This is a genomic window from Methanoregula sp. (genome assembly GCF_050010295.1).
GTDB lineage: Archaea > Halobacteriota > Methanomicrobia > Methanomicrobiales > Methanospirillaceae > Methanoregula.
Window position 1 is genome coordinate 25823 of record NZ_JBEKLH010000010.1, and the last position, 20452, is coordinate 46274.

Here is a 20452-nt window from a genome sequence, read left to right on the forward strand (position 1 = left end):
TGATATTCCGGTCGTTGTCGTTTTGAACAGGAAAAAGGAGATATTAGTACCCGCTCTTCACCGTCAGGGTCTCATTGATGTCGAGATACCGGCCCCCGTCCCGGGTATACTGTGGCCAGGTTACACTCATCCCGCCGTTCGGGTCTCCTGTCTTTGCGAACCGGGTCCAGAGATCCACGAGGTTGTCACCGACCGCCGGATCCGACGGGATTCCCGGCAGGTTGAACAACAGGAGGGTCTCGCTGCCATGGAATGCCCCGTTGGGCTGCCCGGGCAGGATATAGGAGTACCGGTACAGGTACGAGCTCTGGTTCAGGTCGGCCATCGATCCAGCGGCAAACTTCGCGGAGTCGGCAAAGTCGTAGTGAGTCATGATCTGGGCAAGGCGGAGCTGGACCTCCTGCGTTGAATTTGCAGGATACCTGAGGAGAACTGCATCAGCGTCCTTCCCGAAATAGTTCCTGACAAAACTCACGTACTCCGGAACAGTCATGTTCGCGTTCGCGGAGAGCGTGGTCCCGTCATTGGCGTTCGTCCCGATCATCAGGGGGACCGGGTTCTCGCGGTGGAGACCGAACAGGGCGTCCACGGAGTCAGGAAGGATCCACCCGTCAATCGTCGGCTCGAAACGGAGGGTGTGGGTGAGATTCCATGAGGTTGACGGCCAGGGCATTGCATTGATCAGATCCCCGACACTCCTGTTTCGCATCTGCGCAATCGCATCCGGGCCCGGATACCCGAGGCTTGTCGCGTACGCTTCTCCAATCTGTTCGGCGTCGGCTTTTGAATGGACGTTGTCAATCGTAGGCCCGTTCGCCCAGAATGGGCCGCTCTCGACAATTGCCTGCTGGTAGAGCCCCCTGCTCTGCGGGCTGACAAGATGGATGAGGACGCTCTCCCCTCCTGCCGACTGCCCGAAGATGGTCACCCGGGACGGGTCACCGCCGAACGCCCCGATGTTCCGCCGGACCCACTGCAGGGCCGCGACCTGGTCGAGGATACCGTAATTGCCGGAGCTGTTGTACGGGGTCTCGTTGTCCAGCTGGGGATGGGCAAGGAAGCCGAGAGCGCCCATGCGGTAGTTGGTCGTGACGATGACAACCCCTTTTTCTGCAAGGGTCGTCCCGTTATAGACCGCCATCGTGCCGAACGGGGCTACCTGTCCGAATGCCCCGCCATAGAAGAAGACCATGACCGGCAGTTTATCATCAGGACTCTGTGCGGGAGTCCAGACATTGAGATACAGGCAGTCCTCGCTCATGTTGGGAACATAGGATCCGGTGACCGGCTGGAGACACGTCGGTGAGTACTCTTTCGCTTCCTTTACGCCGTACCAGGGCTGGACCGGCGCAGGGGGCCTCCACCGCAGCTCTCCGGTCGGGGGAGCCGCGAACGGGATGCCGAGATAGACCCGGAGCCCGTCCTGCTGTATTCCTGAAACTGAGCCGGCGTCGGTCTTCACAACACCGGATGCCGGTTCTTTCTGGGTACACCCGCCCAGGAACAAAAATCCAATGAGGACCAGGCAGATTACCAGAACACCACTTGTCAGCTTGTACGTTTGCATACGATTGCATCCTCTCCTGTTTTCAGAATGGAAGAGCCGGTTGTTCGCAGGAGGGCGGGCGGTTTTTCCGGATCCCGCTGCACCTTCTCATCCAAAAATAACCAGAGGTTTTTGTGCATATTACACTGCGACACATTAACGCTTTGTATCTGCAGGTATCCGAAGATCATTCATGCGTGACAGCTGGTCTCATCCTTTACAGATTCTCTTCCCGTCTCCGATACCACGACTCTTCCGATCCCGGCACTCCCAATCCTGCCTTTCCTCCCGCATCTCCTCTGCCTCATGTTCTCCCCAACCGTTCGAGATCTCCCGGGGATCCCGGTAACAAGCGTATTAACAGAAAAAGGCAGTAATTATACCGGCATACCTCGGATTGAAGTAAAGGATACCATCTCATGACGGTCGCACTGCATATCAGGAACCTGACCAGGCGCTTCAACGACCTGGTCGCTGTCGACAATATATCATTTGATATCGACCAGGGAGAGATCTTCGGCCTGCTGGGGCCCAACGGCGCCGGGAAGACGACCACCCTCTCGATGCTCGCCACCATGCTCACCCCCACGTCCGGTTCGGCCACGGTCAATGGCATCGATATCGGGGATGACCCGGACGGGGTCAGGAAAGCCATCGGGATCGTCTTCCAGGACCAGAGCCTTGACGAGGAGCTGACTGCGTGGGAGAATATGGATTTCCATGGCCGGCTCTACCGGATCCCGGCAGAGACCAGAAAAGAACGGATCACGGAGCTCCTCATGCTGGTAGAACTCAACGACCGCAGGGACGACATCGTCAAGACGTTCTCCGGCGGGATGAGGAGGCGCCTCGAGATCGCCCGCGGCCTGCTCCACCACCCCTCGGTCCTCTTCCTCGACGAACCGACGCTCGGCCTCGACCCCCAGACCCGCAACCACCTCTGGAACTACATCGATGCGCTCGCCAGGGAAAAAGGGATCACGATCATCCTCACCACGCATTACATGGAAGAGGCAGACCGGTTGTGCAACCGGGTCGCCATCATCGATCACGGCAGGATCATCGCCATCGACACACCGGAAAACCTCAAGGACGGCCTGGGAGGGGACCTGGTGACCATCCGCTCCCCTGAACCGGCTGCCGCCGCCGAAGCCCTCAAAGAACCCTGGGTCGTCCGGGTGGAGACCCATAACGATGAAGTGACCGTCAGCCTGAAAAATGCCGACCAGTTTGTCAGTACCATTGTCACCCTTCTCAACAAGCGACAAGTCCCTATCGCATCGATCGCAATCCACAAGCCGACCCTCGAGGATGTCTTCCTCTCCTTCACCGGGAAGACCATCCGGGAACAGGAAGCGGATCACAAGGAGACCATGCGCACCTACCAGCGGATGATGAGGCACTGACCATGGACATCATCTATACCATCTGGCTCCGGAACATGAAGCGTTACATCCGCTCAAAGAGCCGGATCATCGGCAGCATCAGCATGCCGCTCTTCTTCCTCCTCTTCCTCGGCTTCGGCCTGAACTCCGTGGTCCAGCTGCCCGGGCTCGGCGGCAATTACATCGTCTTCCTGATGCCGGGCATGGTCGCGATGAGCGTCATGTTCACGTCCGTCTTCTCCGGCATCCAGGTCATCTGGGACAAGCAGTTCGGCTTCCTGAAAGAGACCCTGGTCGCACCGGTCTCCCGGCTGGAGATCATGCTGGGCCAGACCGCCGGCGGGGCGACGACGGCTGTCCTCCAGGGGTTCATGATCCTCGTCATCTCCCTCTTCATCGGGCTCCATGTCTCGAGCGTGGCCGGCTTCCTGGTCGCACTCCTGTTCATGGTTCTGATCGGTATCTCCTTCACGGCCTTCGGTATTGCCATTGCGTCAAGGATGGACGACATGACCGGCTTCCAGCTGATCATGAACTTTGTCATCTTCCCGATATTCGGCCTTTCGGGGGCCCTCTTCCCCATCAGCTCGCTGCCCCCGTGGATAACGCCGGTCATCCTCATCGATCCCCTGACGTATGGCGTGGAAGGGATCCGGTATGGCCTGACCGGGGTGTCGCAGATCAACCCGGGGGTCTGTCTTGCGGTGATCGGCGGTTTTGCCCTGGCAATGACGGCAGCCGGGGCGTACCTCTTCAGGAAGATCAGGATATAACCAGGGGAGATGGATCAGGGGATCTCCCAAAACAGCTCTTCCTGTCATTCAGGTGCGGGTCGGACCGACCCGGACTTCGAGGGAAAGGGGATGTCTTTTCGTAGTCCCACCTGCCTCATCCTGTTCCAGCAATCGATCGCAGTTGAAGAACGCTTTGCGCTCTTCTCATGCTTCAACAGCCCTTCGGGAAGTTTCAGCATCTCATCAGCGCCTGTCAGCTTCCATCATCGGATCCTGCTCTATGCCGAATCCAGGCAAACGGAACACGCTCCGCGATGTTCCTAAAGCAACAGGGCTGCATTTTCGCGACTTTGGCGCGATCCGGGGGCCAGGAACCGGAAGATGAGTGGAGGTCCCCAACGGAGAAGGCGGTGCCGGATGACCGGTCCTGTTATCCCGTGCCTGCAAATGCCTTCTCGATCCGCTCGAAATCCGGTTGCCGGATCTCAAGCAGGCCGAACCGGAAGGCCGATCCCCATGACTTTTTGTTCCGGATAAACTGGAGATCGTTGATGAGCGGCTCGATCTTCACCGTACCGGTCTGCAGGTACTTCACGTTTCTCCGGAACGGTCTGAAATCCGCTGACATCTCGACCTGCACGATCTCCTCGTCCGCAACTTCGCCGATCGCGGTGAATGCATGCAGCGTTTCGTCCCCCCCGTATACCTCTTTCGGGGAATAGTATATGAACCGGTCACCGGCATGCATCCTGGCAAGACCCGATCGCTTCCCGTGGCCGGCCTGCGCAAATCCCCCCGCTACGCCAAGCTTCACGTGTTCCCTGGACGCGACAATGATCCAGTACCGCGGAGTTGTCATGGTTACGTGGTATTCCCCTGCCGGGTGAAAAACCATCGGATAGTGGTATGAACAGGTGCCTGCTCTGTCGGCATACCGGATCACTCCCGGGAGTCGTTCTATCCTTTGACGGGTAGCGTAAGAATTATCTGCAATGGGATCCAGAGCAACCGCACATGGGAGAGATCATCGATGATCCCCGGCTCCGGGAACGAAGCTATGTCTTCTCCGACCGTCACGATGCGGGAAGACGGCTGGGAGCGTTGATAAAAACACTTCCCGCCATCCGCAACCCGCTGGTCCTCGCAATCCCGGCAGGAGGCGTGCCGATCGGTAAGGAAGTCGCCGCGGCGCTTGGCGCACCGCTCTCGCTTGCGATCGTGAGAAAGATCCGGATCCCCGGCAGCACTGAATCAGGATTCGGGGCGGCGACATGGGACGGTCAGGTACTGATCAATGAACGGCTGCGTGCTGCCCTCGGCCTTTCGGCGCCTGAGGTCGATGAGGCGATCGCTGCCACGCAGAAAAATGTACGGGAGAGGGTTGCCCGGTTTACCGGGGGGGGAAAGGTTCCGGCACCTGCGGGAAAGACCGTCATCCTGACCGATGACGGTCTTGCATCGGGGTTCACGATGCTAGCCGCCGTAAAAAGCATCCGGCTCCAGGAACCTGCCCGCATCCTTGTCGCCGTTCCCACGGCATCCGCGTCCTCCGCCGAGATGGTCTCCCGGCAGGTGGATTACCTGGTCTGCCTGAACATCCGGAGCAGCCGCATGTTTGCCGTTGCCGAGGCATACGAAGAGTGGTATGACCTGGATGACCGGGAAGTTCTTGCAGAACTGGCAGGTGCCCGATGAACGGGGTACCCGCCCGGTGGTACCGGCAGGGAGGTCTCCGGCAATGAACGTCCTGTACGGGAACATCCCGGCCGAGCTTGCCGGGCTGGACCGCTGGGTTGTATGGCAGTACGAAGAGCGGAACGGTACGATGACCAAGCCCCCGTATGTTCCGGCACCGGGGAAGAAACGTCACGCTCTCGTCAATGTCCGCTCAACATGGGGCACGTTCGGGCAGGCAAAAAATACCCTTGAATCCGGTGGTTTTGACGGGATCGGTTTTGTTCTCGGGGAAGGAATATTCGGTATCGATTTCGATCATGCAGACGATGCGATGGTACAGGAAGCACTGTCCCTTGGTTCCTATACCGAGTGGAGCCCGTCCGGTCACGGGGTGCATGTGATCGGGCGTTCCCGGTTCGTACTGAAAGGCAGGAAGAAAGGATCCGTAGAACTCTACATGAAGGGACGGTACTTTACGGTCACCGGCTCGCTCGTATCCGGTTCCCCTGCCACCCTCCGGGAAATTCCCCCCGCTCAGATGACGGACTTCTTCCGGCGGCATTTTGAGGACGTGCCGGCCCCTGGCCGGAACGATGATAGCAGCTGAAGGGGTCTGGGGGAAGGGTGATCCGGATTGGATTGTTCTCTCCCCCGGTCAGACACGTGACAGTTTTTTTTATCCTGCTCATCATAGCTGCGGAGCGGATGAACCGGACCGCGGCCACTCCGCGGTACCTGGATCCATACAGGACCTTGCAGGGCTGACGGGACATGACCTGCCCGGTGCACACCCGGAGCGATCGCTCTAGAGACTGATGCGTTTGGCATATGCAATTATCCGGATGTTTCCTGGAACCAGGCAGTGCGGCCAGACCAATACTCAACATTAAATCCTCTGAAACGAATCTTGGATCAATGGAGTATCAGTCACACCCGATCGAGCGGCAGAAGAAACTGGCAGTACTGATTGACGCGGACAACGCCCAGGCAAGCATCATCAAGAACCTGCTGGACGAGGTTGCCAAGTACGGCGTGGCGTCCGTGAAGAGGATCTACGGCAACTGGACCACGTCCCAGCTCCTGCCCTGGAAAGATGTCCTCCTCTCGAATTCCATCATCCCCATCCAGCAGTTCAGCTACACGACCAGGAAAAATGCGACGGACAGTGCGCTGATCATCGACGCGATGGACCTGCTCCACGCGGGAAACCTGGACGGATTCTGCCTGGTATCGAGCGACAGCGACTTCACCCGCCTGGCTTCAAGGATCCGGGAGTCCGGCCTGATGGTCTACGGGTTCGGGGAGAAGAAGACCCCCAAGGCCTTCGTGGACGCGTGCGACAAGTTCATCTACACGGAGATCCTGCGGCCCACGGAATCGGTAGAGACGGCCATCCCGGTCTACCAGGATACTTCCGTATTCAAGGACGTGAAGAAGGACCAGGGGTTCCTGAAACTTCTGAAGAACAGTGTCGAAGATTCATCGGACGAGGACGGCTGGGCGGAGCTTGGGCTGGTCGGGCAGAACATCCAGAAGAAGAGCCCGGAATTTGACTCGCGGAATTACGGGTTCAGGAAACTGTTTGACCTCATACGGTCCCTCGACCTGTTCGAGATCGATGAGCGGCAGTCGAGGGACGAGGTCGGAAAGATCCTCTACATCCGGGGACGGCTGAAAAAACCGAGGAAATAACCCAGGCCGGCGGATCCCCGCGAATGAAAAACCGGAAAGAAGGACCGGGAGGGATGGGATGCGCCGAGAGGCGTGACGAGAATACGATAAATTTTGCCAAGCTGAAGAAAGCGCGTAAGGTGAGTTGCGGCCTCCTTCCCAAAATTTTTCATGACATTCGATCGTTTACGAAAATTTTTCCGCTCTGAAAATTTTCATCCAAAAATTTTCAAAAAAAAAATCTCCAGAAAACTTTTTCCGGCCCGAACACATTCTCATTGCCAATCCCCGCAAAAATCTTCCAGCATAACTCAGAACGATTCTCCCATCAGAAGGCAAAAAACTAATATCGTACACGAGATATGTTATGTCAGATCCCTATGCCAACCAAACGAATCCACAATCCTGTCACCGGAAAATATTATGAGCTGCGCCAGCGCTCGAGTGTCAACGGCGAAGCAGGGCAGATCAAGGGCCTGTGGAGTCCGAAGAAGAAAGCAAGGAGATAGGTTTGGCGTACTCCGGCAGCCGGTGGTGTATCGACACCAATACCCTTGTACCCTGGCTCATAATAGACTCCGGGGTCCTTGATCTCCTCGTCAGGAAATATGGAATTCCCTCCGATTTTCGCGACATCTACCTGAACCGGCATAAACCCTCCATCGATTTTATCCAGAGTATTATCGATCTGAAATCAAAGGGGTTGCCAGATGAATTTTATTTCTCATACCTCGCGATGAATGAGGTATACTCTGCGGTCCGCGATGAGATCCGCTGCATCCTGTTATTCAGGAACGGCACCCCGCTTTCCCGATGGAATGAAGAGAAGAACTCTCTCGATCTTCCTGAAGATTCCATGGAAACCGTGTACGAAGAGATCGAGAACAAGTTCGATGTATTGTTTGATAACGGAACGATCATTCCTCTTTCCGATGAACCAGAAGAAAAAGGGGATAATTTTTCTGAGATCGTTGCATCACTTATCTTCAGATACAAACGGGTAAAAACACAGGATGCAATTCTCCTGACAACCGCAATATCCGTCAGGACAAATTATTTCGTCACGTTCGATCAGAGACTCATTGCGGAAGTTGGGAAGGATCTCGCCGAAAAGTACCGGGTCCGGCTTATTTCACCACGGGAAGGAAATGCTCTCATCAGGAAAATAAAAAAGCAGATTACATAATCCCGACATCTCTTCTTCTCCGCACTCCGGCCATTACGATACTGAATATCTTCGAGGAAGAAAAGGCGGGTCTGGTAAAAAAGGACGGGAATGGAATTCCCCCGGATCAATAGTCACCCATTCCCGGTGGCATCCCGCCCATCCCTCCCGGCGGCATCCCACCGGCAGGCCCTGCAGCCTTTGACGATGCGATGACATCGTCGATGCGAAGGATCATGACCGCAGCCTCGGCAGCGCTCATGATCGCCTGCGTCTTCACCCGCAGGGGTTCGACGATGCCCGCCTTGAGCATGTCGACCGGTTTTCCCTCGTAGACATCGAGCCCGAATGTCCTGTGGCCGGCTTCATGCGCAGCCCGGATCGCCACGATCATATCGATGGGATCGAGCCCGGCATTCTCGGCAATGGAACGCGGGATGATCTCGAGCGCCGATGCAAATGCCTCGATCGCGAGCTGGTTACGCCCCCCGACGGTTGACGCATAGCTCCGCAGCTGGAGCGAGAGCTCGGTCTCGGGAGCCCCGCCCCCGGCTACAATTTTTTTGTCCCTGATTACGTCGCTGACCACCATCAGCGCGTCATGCATGCCGCGTTCGAGTTCGTCGATCACGTGCTCCGAACCGCCCCGGATGATGATCGAGACCGCCTTGGGGTTTTTGCACCCCGAGACATAGATCATCTCCTGGCCGGAGAGTTTCTTCTCCTCCACGAGGCCGGCAGTCCCGAGATCGCCGGGGGTGATGGCATCGATGCTGTTGACGACCGCTGCACCGGTAGCCCGCGCAAGGTTCTCGATATCGCTCTTCTTGACCCTGCGGGCGGCAAAGATGCCGGCTTTTGCGAGGTAGTGCTGGGCAGTGTCGTCGATGCCCTTCTGGCAGAACACGACGGTTGCACCGCTGGCTGCGATCTTGTCTGCCATGGTGTGGACCATCTGCTCGTCCTCGTCGACGAATGCCTGCACCTGGTCGGGGCGGGAGATGTTGATCTTCGCGTTGACCTCCGTCTTTTTGTACTCGAGCGCCGCGTTCAGGAGGAGGACTTTTGCATTCTTCACGACCCGGGGCATCCCCGGGTGTGCCCGTTCCTTGTCGATGACCATGCCTTCGATGATCTCGGTATCCTCCACTTTTCCGCCGACTTTCTTCTGTACGTTCACGTGCCCGATATCCACCGTCCCGTCAGGATCGACCACCATCATGACCGCACGGACGACAATACCGCAGAGCAGGCCCTTGTACGCCTCTGCACCCTTGCCGCTGATCGCCGTCTCCGCAACGTGGGTCAGCATGGCACCGTCGGTCGGTTTCACGCTGATGGCAATGGCCGAAAGGATCTCCAGGGCTTTTGCCGCGGCCTGCTGGTATCCTTCGGCAATAACGGTCGGGTGGACCTTCCGGCTGAGCAGGCTTTCCGCCTTCGTCAGGAGTTCTCCTGCAATGACGACTGCCGATGTGGTCCCGTCGCCTACTTCGTCGTCCTGGGTCTTGGCGATCTCGACCATCATCTTGGCTGCGGGATGCTCGATGTCCATCTGCTTGAGGATGGTGGCGCCGTCATTGGTGATGACGATATCCCCCATCCCGTCGATGAGCATCTTGTCCATGCCTTTTGGCCCGAGGGTCGAACGGACTGCGTTTGCCACCGCCTTCGCAGCGGCAATGTTGCTGTTCTGGGCTTCCTGCCCGCGGTTCCGTGTCGTCCCCTGCCTCAGAATTATAATAGGCTGTCCGCCCAGTTGTTGTGACATTTTATTCCCTGTTTTTATTCCTGTTGTTCATATTCCGGCAAAGCCGTTCATACCCTTGTCCCGCCTGCATCGCGGGCCGGGGGTCCGGATACTCCGGATCCACGAACGGGCCTTGTACCGTGCATCAACCGCCGGAGATTACGCCCTCCGGGGACCGTGCCCGGTTCGTGAGAACGTTAATCAGCCCGGCCGGGCTGATCCGGGAGCATTTCATCACCATGTCGTGATGGGCTACCATTGCTTCGTGGCATCATATGTCTATCTATGGTGGAGGAGGATCCGGCCACCGGGGCAACGGCTGTCGTGGACCAGCCCGGACTCCGGGGACGATCCACCGGATTTCCGGTCTGCCCGAAGGAAGGGCAGTCATTAATATCCCGGAAAGAAGAGGAGGATCCTGTATGTATGAGTACTGTGATCTGAAATGGGGCACAATCACCGCCTCGGGTCTCCTCGCGCTTCTGATCGGGGTTGCAGCGTTTCTCTTTCCCCGTCATGCCATCGGCCTCATCGTCACGTTCACCGTAGTCGTCATCCTTGTCCTCGCCGGCACTCTCATTGCCGAAGGGTTGTTCATGGAGGGCAGAGGAATGTCAAAGTGGGTGATTGCCGGCATTGGCATGGTGGGGATTCTCCTCGCTCTTGTTGCCCTGATGCACCCGCAATGGATCATCGTGACCGCCGGTGTCCTCATCGGTATCTGTCTCATTGTCTTCGGCTGCCTGATGATCCTTGCCGCGGCCACCATCATATTCGATTTCTTTGTCAGGAACATTGTTGCGTTCTCTTCGTTCTTTGCCGTCATGCTCGGGGCCTATTTTGTGGTTGTACCGGAGAACAGCCTGTATATCTTCACCCTGACCATCGGGACGTTTCTTATCCTCTACGGGGTTGTCCGGATGGTGTACGGTATCCGCCTGAGAGAATGGCAGAAGACCTGCCCGGTATCGTATCGTCAGCAGAGGTAATGTTCTGGTTCAGGAGAAATTATCAGATACCACAGGATTTTTCTCCTGTGCATCCTCATTCGTTCGCATTTTTACCGGTTGAAACCTGGTATCTGCCTTTCGGGACCCGGATCTCGAACCGTGCACCCCGGCCCGGTTCACCGGTCTCGCAGATGGTGATCCCGGTCATGGAAAGAATTTCCCGGGCCAGGAAAAGGCCAAGGCCGGTATTTTTTCCGTATCCCTGCCGGAATATCTCCTCTTTCTCCTGTGCCGGAATACCGTTCCCGTCATCTTCCCACAGGATGGTCAGCCCGTCAGGAGATTCGCGGGCCGAGACCCGGATCGTTGTTACATCTTTCCCGTGCCGCAGCGTATTGTCGAGGAGATTGAAAAAGATCTTCTCAAGGATCGGATCTGCATACACCTGAAGCCCGTCGACATCTGCCTGCAGGGTTATTTCACGGGGGACGCGGGAGCAGGGGAGGACCCGGGTGAGATCCTGCCACCGGGGTTCGGTGGAGCCGAGATCCTGGTAGATCCTGGTAAACTCAATATGCTCGCCGATCGACCGTGTATTGGATTCCAGGATTCCGATTATCTCCTTCATCTTCGGATCGAGCGGCTCCTGTTGTACGAGCTCGAGGTAACCTGAAATTACCATCACCTTGTTGAGGATATCGTGGCGGGTGATGCTGTTCAGGAGATTAAGTTGCCTGTTCGCAGACCGCAGCGCCTCCTCGGTCCTCTTCCGCCCGGAAATATCGCGGGCCACCACCTGGATAGCCGGTCTTCCCTGGAACATCGTGCTGGTCGCGATCACTTCCACGTCGACCGCTGTCCCGTCAAGGCAGCGGAACCGTTCCTCGACCAGGGGGACCGCTGCTCCCGGGTCTGCCGACATCGTCCCGATCCGTTCGCTCACAAGAGTGAAAAATGCCGGATCAACAAAATCAAGGGTAGCTCGTCCGACCATCTCCGCAGGACTCTTTGCTTTCACCAGTCTTGCGGCGGCATCGTTGGCAAAAACCACCGACCTTTCCTGGTGAATGACGACCGCGTCAAAGGATTGGGTGATAAGCCGGCGGTACCGCTCCTCGCTCTCCCGCAGTGAATCTTCCATCTGTTTTCTACGGGTAATGTCGCGGGCGAATGCGAAACTGTAATCTTTGCCATCCTTTGAGACATGGTTGGCCATTATTTCCACATCGACGATCGTTCCGTCCTTGTGTCGGTGCCGTGTCATGAAAATGTTCGTTTTTCTCTCTTTGAGGATCATCCTGGATCTTGCCAGCATTTCTGGAGTGAAATCCGGGTCGAGGTCAAAGACCGTCATGGCAAGGAACTCGTCCCGCGAGTACCCTGCGTTCCGGCATGCCGAATCGTTCACGTACAGGATCTTTCCTTCAGAATCCAGCCAGAAGACCTGGTCGGAGGCCCAGTCCACCGAAGCCTTGAGGAGCCTGAGCTGGGATTCGTTGTCCTGCAGCTCTTTTATCGCCTTCCTCCGCTCGACCGCTTTTCTGATCTTATGGGCAAGTTCGGCGAACTGAGCGCTGGGATCACCGCCCTTCTGGAGATAGAAGTCGGCCCCGTTGTCGATCGCTTCGATCACGATCTCCTCGTGCCCCTTTCCCGTGAAGAGAATGAACGGGATGTCCCCGAACCGCGACCGGACTTCTTTTAAGAACGCTATGCCGTCCATCTCTGCCATCTGGTAATCGGACACGATGGCATCATAGGAGTTGTTCCGTATCTTTTCCAGCGCATCGGGTGCTGAATTCGTGGTTCCGATCGTAAAATCCCCGCTCTCTTCAAGATAGGTCCTGCACAGATCCAGAAGCAGTTCTTCGTCATCTACGTAAAGGACGGAATACATCGAACACATCGGGAATACAAGAGGTGGGGATTGATAGTTGAATAACTATTCGAAAAAAACTGATTTCCCTGTCTCTCTTACCGATAATCTCCCAGAAACGCTCTTGCCCGTCCCGGTTTCCCCCTTGTAACCCACCCAGGTTACGCTCCGTGTGCAGCCGTATCCCGGCCTGCAACCCGGGCAGGGACCCCACCCCCGGCACCCCCCGGTGCTCCCGGACGTTCCCTTTCCTTATTTATGATCGGAGATCCATTGATCGTTGTTAGAGGAAACGGGATGGCTGATCAGGAGACCGTTCCCTGCCAGGTGTGCCGGGAACAGAAGAGACGGAACGAGGTCGTGCCCGCGGGATCGATCCCCGAATCGATCGCCGGGGTAATCCGGAGAGAATATCCCGCGTGGTCGCGGGAAGGCTGCATCTGCAGCACCGACCTGAACCGCTTCAGGGCACAATATATCAGGGAGATCCTGGAGAGGGAGAAAGACGAGCTCTCCTCGCTGGAAGAGACGATCGAACGGAGCATGAAAGACCACGAGCTTACGGCAAAAAATGTCAATATCGAATTTGACCGGCAGCTGAGCTTCGGGGACCGTGTCTCCGACCGGCTTGCCGATTTCGCCGGGAGCTGGACCTTCATCACCATATTCACTGGTGTCTTTCTCGTATGGATTGCGATAAACACCATCGTCCTCGTGTTGAGGCCGTTCGACCCGTACCCGTTCATCCTCCTCAACCTCGTCCTCTCGGCCCTTGCCGCTATCCAGGCCCCCGTCATTATCATGAGCCAGAACCGGCAGGAGGAACGGGACCGGATGAATGCCGAGCACGATTACCAGGTGAACCTCAATGCCGAGATGGAGATCCACCAGCTGCACAAAAAGATCGATCACCTCCTCATCAACCAGGGGGAGCGGCTCCTGGAGATCCAGAAGATCCAGGTTGAGCTGATGGAAGACCTGGCCAAAAGGACCGGGTAAGGCCGGAGGTATCTTCACCGGATTTCCGGTCAGAGGGTCATCTCCTGTCCTCCCGCCCGGATACGGCTGTCTCTGATCCTGCCTGTACCGGATGCTGAAACGGAGGTACGGTGTCCCGGGCAGAGGGGCCCGGTTCGAGATCGTCATCCCCGGGGGAAGGTACCGGATCGGGTAAAAAAGGGGAGAGTGTCATTGTAACCACCATCTTTTTTCAAAATATACGACAGGAAAAAATGGATGATCAGATACCAGGAATAATTCCCAACATAGTGAATCATTGATGTAAAATACGGTGAATTCAGAGTTTGTCAACTCAGGGCGGGATGACAGGGCGGGATGAACAAATTGTTGGTTTAATCTTCGTGAATAATGGTCAGAATAAGTAGTCAGGTCATGTAATTGATTTTTTAATCTGGTATTTTTTTATCGTATAACAAGGTACCAGAACCCGGGTTCCGGCTCTGTTAAAAAAATGTGAACGGATCATCGTGGCCAGTACATAATAACGGATACACCGATAAGTGCGATTGCACCGCCGATGATATCAAACCTGTCCGGTAGTACTCCATCGATCTGCCAACCCCAGAGCAGTGCAAGCACAATAAAAACTCCACCGTACGCTGCGTATACTCTCCCGAAATTTGTAGTCTGTAATGTAGGGATAACCCCGTACAGCACGAGCAGGATTGCACCGAGTACCGCATATTCAACCCCTTTGCCTTCCCTCAACCAGATCCAGATGAGGTATCCCCCACCGATTTCGAACAGGCCGGCCAGGATAAATAAAAAAATTGAGAGGAGAATCATGGTAGTACCAGCATCACAATCGTATAAAAATGACCGGTCTTCGGCAAGGAGTTTCGGTTACGGCTGAAGGACCAACGACGGTTTCGTAATCAAAAGCGAGATGGAAGATTCCACGACGACTTTTTACTCGTATGTTTCGCCGGATATCACCACAAAAGAGCAGCGGCTGACCCCCGCTGTTTTCCCCCGTCGCTGGGACGAGAGAACTACCCTCTTCATCGGATTGCAGACCGGTGCACGGAGGCCCGGTCATGCGTCGCCTCTTCCTTCACGCGGGGGAAAGCCGCAACCACCCATCGTTCATTCCTCTCACTCATATGAACGAATTTTTATGCGATGACCTGCAATCCCTACTTGAGTAAGAAATGAGAAAAACGTCCGATCTGGTAGATGAGATGCTTGCCGAAGCAAAAAAAGCCTGGCTTGTCGCAATTGCTGTCGGGTTTGAAAGCGAGACAAAATTTGTATTCAGTTCGCAAAAGCACCCGCTTGAAGAACTGAATCAGTACGTAAAGGAGGGGGGATCCCCCATAGGACTGCTGCGGTTTGATAAAGAGGACTCCACCGTACAGGGATCATACCGCCCGTTCGGGGAATATGCGGATGAGGAATGGGTAACGAAGTATCTTGCCGGCCTCCTGGAGAATACCGGGGAGATCATCGGGTTGAGCCGGCAGAAGCAAAGTGTCCCTGAGGCTTCCTGATACCCATCCTCAATCTCTGCAATGGTTTCTGGATACATTTTCAGGATTTTTTTCCTGCAGTCTCCCGTCCGGTCAACCTCCGGCCTTCCTGCACGCTGTCCCGTTCCGTTCAGGTGCATCGGGCTTCGGAGAGAGAGCCGGCTTCCCCCTTTTTATCTACAACGTTCAGCTGGAGGGAGCGGGTCCCAGGCCCGGTCTGAAAATTTCCTGCCGGGGGAGTGGCCCCATTAAAAAATTATTGAGCAGGGACGGGGGAGTGATAAAAATGTTTCATCGGGGCTATGCTTCCGGATCAGAGCGGCCACCTGCATTCCCGCCCGCTCTTTTTCAGGGCCCTGCAGCGGTTGAAGAAGGTCTCGCCCCAGATCCACGGCTGGTAGGTACAGCACATCTCGGGTTTCAGCTGGTGGATCCCGCAGAGGTACCGCTCTTTTGCCACGCGGCGCAGGAACGGGCAGACCGTGACGTACTCCCCCGTGTCGGGGTTGCGCATCTCGACAGCGACAACATTCCCGAGGTCTTCTGCCCGGAGCCCGGCACAGTTGACCGGGGTGCCCGTCTCCATGAACGCGACGAACCAGCGCAGGATATCGGTCCGCTCCTGCTCCATCCAGACGTACACGTTCGGTACGGTCGGCATAATACCGGGGCCGAAGATCCGGCAGCAGAGCCCGCACTGCTCGCAGGGCCCGTCTTCCGTTACCAGGTCATCCATGGGTTCCCATCCACTATTCATCCGGCATCTGGATAATGGTTTGCCGGTACTCCGCTCGAAGAACGCTACCGCGCCTACTCCGGACTCTGTTCCCATGGGAGACAGATGGTATCCGGTGATCCCGCTCGAAGAACGCTTCTGCGTTCTTCTCGGGCTCGTACTCCCCTGCGGGTCCGGTGATCCAGTCGAAGAACGCTCATGCGTTCTTCTCCGGCTCTCACTCCCCTTCGGGGAGTGATTCGCCAATGCAAGAATTTATACGGTATCGGAAACGCAATCTGGATCAGGACATTGGTGAAGGACCATGCTCTACAGGAAGATGAACAAGGCAGCACCGGGACTCTCCATCCTCGGGTTCGGGTGCATGAGGCTACCTACGACAGAGGACGGGAAGATTGACGAGGAGCAGGCAACCGGGATGCTCCGCTACGCGATCGACCATGGCGTGAATTATGTCGATACCGCGTATCCCTACCACAATGGCGAGAGCGAACCGTTCGTCGGGCGGGCGCTCGGCGGCGGGTACCGCGAGAAGGTGCACCTCGCGACCAAGCTCCCGAGCTGGCTGGTCAGGTCCCGGGAAGATATGGACCGGTATCTCGATGAGCAGCTCGCCCGGCTCAAGACCCGGACCATCGATTTTTACCTCGTGCACGGGCTCAACCGCCCGTTCTGGGAGAACCTCTCGGCACTCGGGGTTACGGACTTCCTTAACGATGCGATCGCCGACGGCCGGATCCGCCATGCCGGGTTCTCGTTCCACGACAACACGGCGCTCTTTAAGGAGATCGTGGACGGGTACGACTGGACGTTTGCCCAGATCCAGTACAATTTCATGGACGAGCACTACCAGGCGGGGACGGAGGGGCTGGAATACGCGGCGAAGAGAGGGCTCGGCATCGTGGTGATGGAGCCGATCCGGGGCGGCCTGCTGGCACGGAACCTCTCGGGTATCAAAGAGATCTGGCAGAAGGCGAAGGTCCGGCGCCCGCCCGCAGAATGGGCGCTCCGCTGGGTCTGGAACCACCCGGAAGTGACCGTCGTCCTCTCCGGCATGTCGGCGCCGGAGCAGGTCCGGCAGAATGTCGCCCTCGCCGAATGCGGCTTTGCGGGTTCGCTGAGCAGAGCGGAGCTTTCCCTGTTCGGGAAGGTCAGAAAAGAGCTGGAGAAACGGATCCTGATCCCCTGCACCGGGTGCAAGTACTGCGTGCCCTGCCCGCACGGCGTGAGCATCCCGGAGTGCTTCGAGATGTTCAACCGCGGGCACATCTACGAGGACGAGGAACAGACAAAGCAGTACTATTCGATGTTCCTCGGCGGTTTCTTCGACGGCACCCCCCATTTCGCTTCGCTCTGCCAGGAGTGCGGGGAATGCGAGGAGAAATGCCCCCAGAGCCTCCCGATCCGCGAGAACCTCAAAAAAGTAGGGGAGTATTTCGGGAAATGATATACGGTTTTGGCTCTGGAGAAACACGCATGAACGGATCGAGTTCACCCCGGAACTTGAAAATCGTTCAGTTATGAGGGTTCCCCGCCTCAGGGCCTCTCCTGGGACAGCCCGGAGGGCTGTGGAGAAGAATCCATAAGGATTCTTCAACTTGGGAAGGGTTCGTCAGAACCGCGAAGTGTGAGAAGTTTGCAGGAACTTCGAGCACAGAGGAGCAATGGGTTGAACTGCCGCGGGGGGGGCGAGTTGGGGGCAGCCGAAGGCTGTGGAGAAGATATCAATCTTCGACTGCGGCGGCGTCCATCGCAATGATAAAAAGAGGGCTCATCTCCTGTGATATCTGAATACTACGATTTTCATAGGAAATCATCAGAACTTCTCTCTGCGCTCTAGGGGGGACTGCTCTTCCCGAAGGGAAGAACCGGCGGGAGAAGAACCGGCTGGTTCTTCGATAAGGTTGAAGGTCGGCTCACGCCTCCCTTCTCCTCTTCGAGGTTTTGAGAAACCTCTCCGATTTCCGAAGAGATTTATCAGGTCCTCGGGGATAAGAGGAACTCGTCAGAGTTCTTCGACCTGAGAGGGGGTCACTCTCAAACCATTGAAGAATATAAACAAATCACAAGCTAAAATAGGATTTATACATAGCCTAAGGTTTTGATCCGACTACCCGTTCGTCCGGAGGAAGTCGCCGATAAAGTCCTTTATGGTGCCGGAGCCGCACCGGAATTCGTCGCCGGAACGAATGCGGTCATTGTATCGTGCCTGTGTCCGCTTTCTGATACCGGGCACTTTCGGGACGGCTGTATCTGTCCGGGAATACGGGCGATATGATTTTAATGATATAAAGGCTATCCATCAACAGGGACATTATCTGACAATCGATGGAGGGTTTTTATTATGGTTACAGTTCTGGTCATTGACGATTCGTCATTTCAGCGGAAAATTCTTGACGGTATCCTGACTGAAAGCGGATACAAGGTCATTCATTCCGAAAACGGAAAAGATGGAATTGAACGGGTGGAAAAGGAACAACCGGATCTCATCATCACGGACCTTCTCATGCCGGTACATGACGGTTACTGGGTACTTGAACAGTTGAATGCCAGGGGATGCACCACGCCCGTTATTATCGTTACTTCTGATATCCAGAAGACTACCGAGAAGAGGTGCAGGGATCTTGGTGTCGCGGCATTCATGAATAAACCGGTTGAAAAGAACCAGGTGATATCGACGGTCAAGGACGCGCTTAAGAGGTCGTGAATCAGATGGATATCGATAAGGAATCGCTTGACGCAATAACGGAAATCATCAACATCGGCGTAGGGCGATCGGCATCCCTCCTGAATCAGATGACCAATTCCAATATCCGGCTCAGGGTTCCGAAAATTTTCGTGATCCGGTTCAAAGACCTTGCGGATACGAACGCAAGTCTCTTTGGCGGGGAAGTGCTGTCAACGGTCATGCTGGAGTTCCAGGGAAATTTTTCCGGAGTGACCGCAATCCTGTTCCCTCCCGAGAGTGCGGCCGCCCTCGTGACGCTCCTTTCCGGTGAGAATGACCCCGGGGCCGAGATGGACGCGATCCGGGTGGAAACCCTCAAGGAAGTGGGGAACATCATCATCAACTCAGTCATGGGCTCGATATCAAATGTGCTCTCACAGCACCTCTCCTTCACCCTTCCGGTATATTACGAGGGGAAACTCTCATCGATTACCGCGACCCGTCATACGATTGAGGATGACGATTGTGTCATCGTTGCCCACACCCAGTTCCTGATAGAATCGAGGAACATTGAAGGGAAAATTCTTCTGCTGCTCGAGGTAGGGTCTCTGGAGCATCTTGTTGAGAGCATCCAGGGAGCGTACATTTAGAGGATTTTTCATGAGAGGTCCGGCAATAAGCGCTGAATGTCTCCCCTTGTTCGATCAGCTTCCGTTCGGGCTCATCCTTCTGCGAAAAGATTTATCGATCCGTTTCTGGAACCGGTTCCTTGAGGAATGGACCGGCATAAAAAAAGAGGATATCGAAGGAAAAAACCTTATTGAGCAGTATCCCGAGCTCAATCAGGCATCGGTCATCGCGCGGTTTCCCGAGGTGTTCGATGGGGGGCCGCCGGTCTTTTTATCTTCCCAGTTTCACCCCCACCTCATCCCGTCTTCGCTCCCTGACGGCACCCAGCGGGTTCAGAAAGGATCCGTTATACCTGTCTGTTTCGAAAACGAGATACATGCAATTCTGGTTATTGAAGATGTCACGGATCTTTTCAGGCAGGTTACCGCGTACCGGAAGATGCGGGATATAGCCAAGCAGGAACTCGCAGACCGGAAGGAAGCAGAGGAAGCTCTCAGGATAGCAAATACCAAGCTGAGCCTCTTTTCTGATATAACGCTCCTTGACATCAAGAACCAGCTTGCCATATCCATGGGTTTTGTCTCTCTCATCGAGAAGGTTCGTGACAATCAGGTTGCGATCAGTTCGACTACCTCCCGGATCAAGGATCAGCTGGCAAATATTGAAAAATCCATTGAGCTGATGCGGGAATATGAGAAGCTGGGAATGCAGCCGCCCCGCTGGTATGCGATGGAGGAGGTGCTCATGCATTCCTCTCTGCTCGCACAGTTTTTCAAAACGGACGCAGATCCATCGATTGCAGGTCTGGAGATCTTCAGTGCCCCGCTTTTCGAACATGTCCTTGCCAATCTCCTGGAGAATGCACAGGAGCACGGGAAGACCGTCACCCGGCTGAAGATCTCGTTCCGGATCGATCATGAATCCGGGATTCTTTCTCTGGAGGATGACGGGAACGGTGTGCCCGGTGACCGGAAAAAAGCCATCTTCATGAAAGGATATGGGAAAAAGACAAGGCTCGGGCTCTATGTTTCGCGCGAGATCCTTGCCATGACCGGCATCACGATAGAAGAGATAGGAGAGGAAGGAAAAGGGGCCAGGTTCGAGATTACGGTACCAAAGGGAGGATACCGGTTCGCTCCCGCTTCCACGTGCAAAACCCGGATGGAGTGATCCCC

21 protein-coding genes are annotated in these 20452 nt (G+C 55.8%); 15 read left to right on the plus strand and 6 right to left on the minus strand.

Features of this window, described 5'->3' with window-relative positions; all coding sequences use genetic code 11:
- Positions 1 to 43: 43 nt before the first annotated feature.
- On the minus strand, positions 44 to 1567 hold the full coding sequence (locus ABSB80_RS11620) for a carboxylesterase/lipase family protein (RefSeq protein ID WP_428370789.1): 1524 nt from the start codon (positions 1565 to 1567) through the stop codon (positions 44 to 46).
- 398 nt (positions 1568 to 1965) lie between these two features.
- On the opposite strand from ABSB80_RS11620, the gene ABSB80_RS11625 reads away from it, so the two are divergent.
- A complete protein-coding gene (locus tag ABSB80_RS11625) occupies positions 1966 to 2952 on the plus strand; it encodes an ATP-binding cassette domain-containing protein (RefSeq protein ID WP_428370790.1) in 987 nt (328 codons plus the stop codon).
- Positions 2953 to 2954: 2 nt separating this feature from the next.
- The gene (locus ABSB80_RS11630) at positions 2955 to 3704 is read left to right on the plus strand and encodes an ABC transporter permease (RefSeq protein ID WP_428370791.1); all 750 of its coding nucleotides are present in this window, start codon (positions 2955 to 2957) and stop codon (positions 3702 to 3704) included.
- 391 nt (positions 3705 to 4095) lie between these two features.
- Here ABSB80_RS11630 and ABSB80_RS11635 read toward each other — a convergent pair whose 3' ends face one another.
- Positions 4096 to 4524, minus strand: coding sequence for an EVE domain-containing protein (locus ABSB80_RS11635; protein ID WP_428370792.1), 429 nt, complete (start codon positions 4522 to 4524; stop codon positions 4096 to 4098).
- Positions 4525 to 4679: 155 nt separating this feature from the next.
- Between ABSB80_RS11635 and ABSB80_RS11640 the strand changes: the two genes are divergently transcribed.
- The 5 genes from ABSB80_RS11640 (at position 4680) to ABSB80_RS11660 (ending at position 8199) form a co-directional block, all read left to right on the plus strand.
- On the plus strand, positions 4680 to 5360 hold the full coding sequence (locus ABSB80_RS11640) for a phosphoribosyltransferase (protein ID WP_428370793.1): 681 nt from the start codon (positions 4680 to 4682) through the stop codon (positions 5358 to 5360).
- Positions 5320 to 5949 carry a hypothetical protein gene (locus ABSB80_RS11645; protein WP_428370794.1) on the plus strand — a complete coding sequence of 210 codons (630 nt, stop codon included), beginning with the start codon at positions 5320 to 5322 and terminating at the stop codon, positions 5947 to 5949. The genes ABSB80_RS11640 and ABSB80_RS11645 overlap by 41 nt, the downstream gene beginning before the upstream one ends.
- A 308-nt stretch (positions 5950 to 6257) precedes the next feature.
- Positions 6258 to 7034: an NYN domain-containing protein gene (locus ABSB80_RS11650; RefSeq protein ID WP_428370795.1), complete on the plus strand. Its 777-nt coding sequence runs from the start codon at positions 6258 to 6260 to the stop codon at positions 7032 to 7034.
- A 359-nt stretch (positions 7035 to 7393) separates the two neighbouring features.
- Entirely contained in the window at positions 7394 to 7522 is a 129-nt protein-coding gene (locus ABSB80_RS11655; RefSeq protein ID WP_428370796.1) for a hypothetical protein, read from the plus strand.
- Between the two features lie 2 nt (positions 7523 to 7524).
- Positions 7525 to 8199, plus strand: coding sequence for a PIN domain-containing protein (locus tag ABSB80_RS11660; protein WP_428370797.1), 675 nt, complete (start codon positions 7525 to 7527; stop codon positions 8197 to 8199).
- A 106-nt stretch (positions 8200 to 8305) separates the two neighbouring features.
- Here ABSB80_RS11660 and thsA read toward each other — a convergent pair whose 3' ends face one another.
- Entirely contained in the window at positions 8306 to 9949 is a 1644-nt protein-coding gene (gene thsA, locus ABSB80_RS11665; protein ID WP_428370798.1) for a thermosome subunit alpha, read from the minus strand.
- Positions 9950 to 10350: 401 nt separating this feature from the next.
- Here thsA and ABSB80_RS11670 point away from each other — a divergent pair, with 401 nt between their 5' ends.
- Positions 10351 to 10917, plus strand: coding sequence for an HdeD family acid-resistance protein (locus ABSB80_RS11670; RefSeq protein ID WP_428370799.1), 567 nt, complete (start codon positions 10351 to 10353; stop codon positions 10915 to 10917).
- A gap of 55 nt (positions 10918 to 10972) precedes the next feature.
- On the opposite strand, the gene ABSB80_RS11675 is transcribed toward ABSB80_RS11670, so the two are convergent.
- A complete protein-coding gene (locus ABSB80_RS11675) occupies positions 10973 to 12775 on the minus strand; it encodes a hybrid sensor histidine kinase/response regulator (protein WP_428370800.1) in 1803 nt (600 codons plus the stop codon).
- Positions 12776 to 13051: 276 nt separating this feature from the next.
- On the opposite strand from ABSB80_RS11675, the gene ABSB80_RS11680 reads away from it, so the two are divergent.
- Positions 13052 to 13753, plus strand: a complete 702-nt coding sequence (locus tag ABSB80_RS11680; protein ID WP_428370801.1) for a DUF1003 domain-containing protein — start codon at positions 13052 to 13054, stop codon at positions 13751 to 13753.
- A 483-nt stretch (positions 13754 to 14236) separates the two neighbouring features.
- Here the strand turns inward: ABSB80_RS11680 and ABSB80_RS11685 are convergent, their stop codons facing one another.
- Positions 14237 to 14560, minus strand: a complete 324-nt coding sequence (locus ABSB80_RS11685; protein ID WP_428370802.1) for a YnfA family protein — start codon at positions 14558 to 14560, stop codon at positions 14237 to 14239.
- A gap of 365 nt (positions 14561 to 14925) precedes the next feature.
- Here ABSB80_RS11685 and ABSB80_RS11690 point away from each other — a divergent pair, with 365 nt between their 5' ends.
- Positions 14926 to 15264, plus strand: coding sequence for a hypothetical protein (locus tag ABSB80_RS11690; protein ID WP_428370803.1), 339 nt, complete (start codon positions 14926 to 14928; stop codon positions 15262 to 15264).
- Positions 15265 to 15556: 292 nt separating this feature from the next.
- On the opposite strand, the gene ABSB80_RS11695 is transcribed toward ABSB80_RS11690, so the two are convergent.
- The gene (locus ABSB80_RS11695) at positions 15557 to 15979 is read right to left on the minus strand and encodes a YkgJ family cysteine cluster protein (RefSeq protein ID WP_428370804.1); all 423 of its coding nucleotides are present in this window, start codon (positions 15977 to 15979) and stop codon (positions 15557 to 15559) included.
- A 94-nt stretch (positions 15980 to 16073) separates the two neighbouring features.
- On the opposite strand from ABSB80_RS11695, the gene ABSB80_RS11700 reads away from it, so the two are divergent.
- From ABSB80_RS11700 to ABSB80_RS11720, 5 genes are all read left to right on the plus strand, one after another.
- Complete coding sequence (locus ABSB80_RS11700) at positions 16074 to 16217, plus strand: hypothetical protein (RefSeq protein ID WP_428370805.1); 144 nt, start codon at positions 16074 to 16076, stop codon at positions 16215 to 16217.
- Positions 16218 to 16283: 66 nt separating this feature from the next.
- Entirely contained in the window at positions 16284 to 17426 is a 1143-nt protein-coding gene (locus tag ABSB80_RS11705; protein WP_428370806.1) for an aldo/keto reductase, read from the plus strand.
- A gap of 897 nt (positions 17427 to 18323) precedes the next feature.
- Positions 18324 to 18686 carry a response regulator gene (locus ABSB80_RS11710; protein ID WP_428370807.1) on the plus strand — a complete coding sequence of 121 codons (363 nt, stop codon included), beginning with the start codon at positions 18324 to 18326 and terminating at the stop codon, positions 18684 to 18686.
- Between the two features lie 5 nt (positions 18687 to 18691).
- Entirely contained in the window at positions 18692 to 19297 is a 606-nt protein-coding gene (locus tag ABSB80_RS11715; RefSeq protein WP_428370808.1) for a chemotaxis protein CheX, read from the plus strand.
- Between the two features lie 10 nt (positions 19298 to 19307).
- Positions 19308 to 20447, plus strand: coding sequence for an ATP-binding protein (locus ABSB80_RS11720; RefSeq protein WP_428370809.1), 1140 nt, complete (start codon positions 19308 to 19310; stop codon positions 20445 to 20447).
- Positions 20448 to 20452: the final 5 nt, after the last annotated feature.

Bases quoted from the DNA above. Each gene is read 5' to 3' on its own strand.
- ABSB80_RS11620 (WP_428370789.1), bottom strand. From the start codon at position 1,567: ATGCAAACGTACAAGCTGACAAGTGGTGTTCTGGTAATCTGCCTGGTC.
- ABSB80_RS11625 (WP_428370790.1), top strand. From the start codon at position 1,966: ATGACGGTCGCACTGCATATCAGGAACCTGACCAGGCGCTTCAACGAC.
- ABSB80_RS11630 (WP_428370791.1), top strand. From the start codon at position 2,955: ATGGACATCATCTATACCATCTGGCTCCGGAACATGAAGCGTTACATC.
- ABSB80_RS11635 (WP_428370792.1), bottom strand. From the start codon at position 4,524: ATGACAACTCCGCGGTACTGGATCATTGTCGCGTCCAGGGAACACGTG.
- ABSB80_RS11640 (WP_428370793.1), top strand. From the start codon at position 4,680: ATGGGAGAGATCATCGATGATCCCCGGCTCCGGGAACGAAGCTATGTC.
- ABSB80_RS11645 (WP_428370794.1), top strand. From the start codon at position 5,320: ATGACCGGGAAGTTCTTGCAGAACTGGCAGGTGCCCGATGAACGGGGT.
- ABSB80_RS11650 (WP_428370795.1), top strand. From the start codon at position 6,258: ATGGAGTATCAGTCACACCCGATCGAGCGGCAGAAGAAACTGGCAGTA.
- ABSB80_RS11655 (WP_428370796.1), top strand. From the start codon at position 7,394: ATGCCAACCAAACGAATCCACAATCCTGTCACCGGAAAATATTATGAG.
- thsA (WP_428370798.1), bottom strand. From the start codon at position 9,949: ATGTCACAACAACTGGGCGGACAGCCTATTATAATTCTGAGGCAGGGG.
- ABSB80_RS11670 (WP_428370799.1), top strand. From the start codon at position 10,351: ATGTATGAGTACTGTGATCTGAAATGGGGCACAATCACCGCCTCGGGT.
- ABSB80_RS11675 (WP_428370800.1), bottom strand. From the start codon at position 12,775: ATGTATTCCGTCCTTTACGTAGATGACGAAGAACTGCTTCTGGATCTG.
- ABSB80_RS11680 (WP_428370801.1), top strand. From the start codon at position 13,052: ATGGCTGATCAGGAGACCGTTCCCTGCCAGGTGTGCCGGGAACAGAAG.
- ABSB80_RS11685 (WP_428370802.1), bottom strand. From the start codon at position 14,560: ATGATTCTCCTCTCAATTTTTTTATTTATCCTGGCCGGCCTGTTCGAA.
- ABSB80_RS11690 (WP_428370803.1), top strand. From the start codon at position 14,926: ATGAGAAAAACGTCCGATCTGGTAGATGAGATGCTTGCCGAAGCAAAA.
- ABSB80_RS11695 (WP_428370804.1), bottom strand. From the start codon at position 15,979: ATGGATGACCTGGTAACGGAAGACGGGCCCTGCGAGCAGTGCGGGCTC.
- ABSB80_RS11700 (WP_428370805.1), top strand. From the start codon at position 16,074: ATGGGAGACAGATGGTATCCGGTGATCCCGCTCGAAGAACGCTTCTGC.
- ABSB80_RS11705 (WP_428370806.1), top strand. From the start codon at position 16,284: ATGCTCTACAGGAAGATGAACAAGGCAGCACCGGGACTCTCCATCCTC.
- ABSB80_RS11710 (WP_428370807.1), top strand. From the start codon at position 18,324: ATGGTTACAGTTCTGGTCATTGACGATTCGTCATTTCAGCGGAAAATT.
- ABSB80_RS11715 (WP_428370808.1), top strand. From the start codon at position 18,692: ATGGATATCGATAAGGAATCGCTTGACGCAATAACGGAAATCATCAAC.
- ABSB80_RS11720 (WP_428370809.1), top strand. From the start codon at position 19,308: ATGAGAGGTCCGGCAATAAGCGCTGAATGTCTCCCCTTGTTCGATCAG.